Source organism: Rhizobium sp. P1_E1, from assembly GCF_056406015.1.
The window spans coordinates 1-2,799 of record NZ_JBFUAY010000380.1; the positions used below are offsets into that span (position 1 = coordinate 1).

General features: G+C 58.8%; 3 protein-coding genes. All 3 read right to left on the minus strand.

The genetic code is table 11. The features are described 5' to 3' along the window. Positions 1–791 (minus strand): ABC transporter transmembrane domain-containing protein (locus AC1D1Z_RS35945; protein WP_477853577.1); only part of this gene is annotated, 791 nt, incomplete at its 3' end. 175 nt (positions 792–966) lie between these two features. Continuing rightward, complete coding sequence (locus tag AC1D1Z_RS35950) at positions 967–2,226, minus strand: Glu/Leu/Phe/Val family dehydrogenase (protein ID WP_245308432.1); 1,260 nt, start codon at positions 2,224–2,226, stop codon at positions 967–969. A 183-nt stretch (positions 2,227–2,409) separates the two neighbouring features. Further along, a complete protein-coding gene (locus AC1D1Z_RS35955) occupies positions 2,410–2,682 on the minus strand; it encodes a P-loop NTPase family protein (protein WP_065276859.1) in 273 nt (90 codons plus the stop codon). Between the last annotated feature and the right edge of the window lie 117 nt (positions 2,683–2,799).

Consider the following 2,799-nt stretch of genomic DNA (forward strand, 5'->3'; position numbering starts at 1 on the left):
ATCTGCAGGAACTCGTCCATGATCTGCAGGAACTCGTCCATGCTTTCCTTGGCGTAGACCTCCTCGCGGCCCGCATGCGAAAACAGCTTGACCGTCGCGATATTCGTATAGCTGTCGACCACGCGCCCCGTCATCATCGAGCGCGCATCCGCCTGCGCCGCGGCAATCTTGCGAAGCCGCGGCACGAAATAGGCGACAATGCTGATATAGACCGCCAGCCAGACGAGGATCGGGATCATCAGCCACCAGTCGGCTGCCGCAATCACGACGATCATCGTCAGGAAGTAGGTCACGACATAGACGAAGACATCGAGGATCCTGATCACCGTTTCGCGTACGGCAATCGAGGTCTGCATCACCTTGGTCCCGACGCACCCGGCCGCCTCGTTGGCGAAGAACGACATGCTGTGGCGCAGCAGGAAGCGGTGCATCTGCCAGCGTGCGCTCATCTGATAATTGCCGAGCATCATCTGATGCATGATGAAAGACTCGAGCCCGGCCGTCAGCGGCAGGCCGACCAGCACCAGCGCCGCCATCCAGAAAAGCTTGTGACCTTCTCTCTCCAGGAAGGTGGCGCGGTCGGCATTAGTCAGCCAGCCGACGATGTCGCCGAGGAACTGGAAGAGGGCCACTTCGCCGATAGCGATCAGCGCCGTCAGCACGGCTATCAAGCCGAGCCAAGGCGCAGCCGGTTTGCTGTAGTGCCAGCAAAAAGCAAAGAGACCTTTAGGAGGGGCGACGGGCTCCTCGCTCGGAAAGGGATTGAGGCGCTGTTCGAACCAGCCAAACATTGATTGCTCCAAGCGGTTGCTCTCAGTTGATTTTCCCATCGTCGTCACGACGTTTCCTCCAGGTTTTGGGCCGTTTCTCGAGTGACGGCAGCAACCAGGCTGCCGTCTTTACCCGAGAACAACTTTCAATCGTGGTTTCAGATGGCGCTGGAGGCGCAGCGGGGGCGGTCTCACCTCAAGCCTGAAAAAACTTGTCCGTTCCGAGGGCCTCCATAGCTGCGGCAATCCGAGAGAGCGCAAGAACGTAGGCGGCGGTGCGCAGGGTGATGTTCTTGTCTCGCGCATATGCCAAAACGGCGTCGGCTTCGCTTTCCATCTTCGTCTTCAGCCACGCATGAACCTGTTCGAGGGTCCATCGTTCGCCCTGGCGGTTCTGCACCCATTCGAGGTACGAGACCGTGACGCCACCCGCATTCACGAGGATATCGGGAATGATTTCGACGTTCATGGCCTCGAGGATCTCGTCGGCCTCCGGGGTGACCGGGCCGTTGGCGAGTTCGACAATGACCCTGGCCTTTATGCTTGCCGCGTTGCCCTCGTGAACCATGTTCTCTACCGCTGCTAAGATGAGGATGTCGCATTCGACCGACACGAGCTCGTCGCCAGAAATCTCGGACACACCAGCTGAACCTGCCATGCTAGTGACACTTCCATGGCGCTTGGCGGCCAGCAGTTTGCTGATGTCGAGGCCCGCCGGGGCATGGACCGCACCCTTGGAGTCCGAGACCGCGTTGATCTTGCATCCGTCGGCGGCAAGCAGCTTGGCGATGTGCTTGCCGGCATTGCCAAATCCCTGGATCGCCACTCGTGTTCCATGCTCCAATTTGAGAGTGTCGGCTTTATATCGCATGATGTTATAGGCTCCGCGTGCTGTCGCATCGTCGCGCCCGCGCGAGCCGCCAAGGGCGACGGGTTTGCCGGTAATCACCGCTGGCGTCCTCTTGCCGACAATGGTGCTGTATTCGTCCATCATCCACGCCATGATCTTTTCATTGGTGCCGACATCAGGCGCTGGAATGTCCCGATCTGGACCAATGACCGCAGCGAAAGCCCGGATGTAGGCGCGGCCGAGGCGTTCCTGCTCCGTGTTGGAGAGGCCGCGAGGATCCACCTTCACGCCGCCCTTTCCGCCGCCAAATGGCAGGCCCATCAGCGCGTTCTTCAAGGTCATTAGCAGGCCAAGCGTTTCCACCTCATCGGCGTTCACCATCTGATCCCAGCGGATGCCGCCCTTCGTAGGACCGAGGCTATCGTCATAGCGACAGCGCCACCCGATAAAACATTTGGTCGACCCGTCGTCCATGAGGATCGACAGACGCGCTTGCGTCGTCTCGAGCGGTTTCTTCAGCTTTTCGAGAAAACCTGGATGAAGATCCAGGTGCTCGGCTGCTTCAATGACGCGTTCCAGCGCAATTTTCAGCATGGGGTTCTTCATAGTTAGTTCCTCACTTTCAAAGGTTGGGAGACTTGCACGTCAGCGGCCACGCGTCCCCCGGCACCAACCCGATGCAGTTTGTGCCTGAGTCCCCCTAGGACTCGTCGTGCCAAGCCGATCGCGCGGTGATAACTTGCGGTTTCGGCGAGTTTGCTTTCGCCAGGTTCCGCAGTGCGACAGCTTTTAGGGCCCCAGTTTTGGTCTGCCCTTCAACCGGGAGTGACGTTGCCCGAGGAGTCGCCCCCATTTGGCGTAGTCTGCCTTTCCGAACTTCCAGTTCTTGACACGTTCGATTCGACGCTTGCACAGGATCAATCGCGCGAAATCGACCAGTGGCTGGCAACCGATGAGGATTTTCCGCCCAAGTTCGACAAGGGCGGCGAGCGTATTCTGGGATGTAGTGGATTTGCCAATACCTCCCTTTCCGTAAAACGCGATCTGACGCAGAGCAGCCATTAGTGCTTCCTTTTCGTGTTCGAACCGACCGAGGTGTTGCCGCGACACCGGACGCGGCTGGTCCCGTCGCAGCCCGAGAACAATTTTCAAGCGTCGTGCCAATTGAGCTGATTGATA

Bases quoted from the DNA above. Each gene is read 5' to 3' on its own strand.
- AC1D1Z_RS35955 (WP_065276859.1), bottom strand. From the start codon at position 2,682: ATGGCTGCTCTGCGTCAGATCGCGTTTTACGGAAAGGGAGGTATTGGC.
- AC1D1Z_RS35950 (WP_245308432.1), bottom strand. From the start codon at position 2,226: ATGAAGAACCCCATGCTGAAAATTGCGCTGGAACGCGTCATTGAAGCA.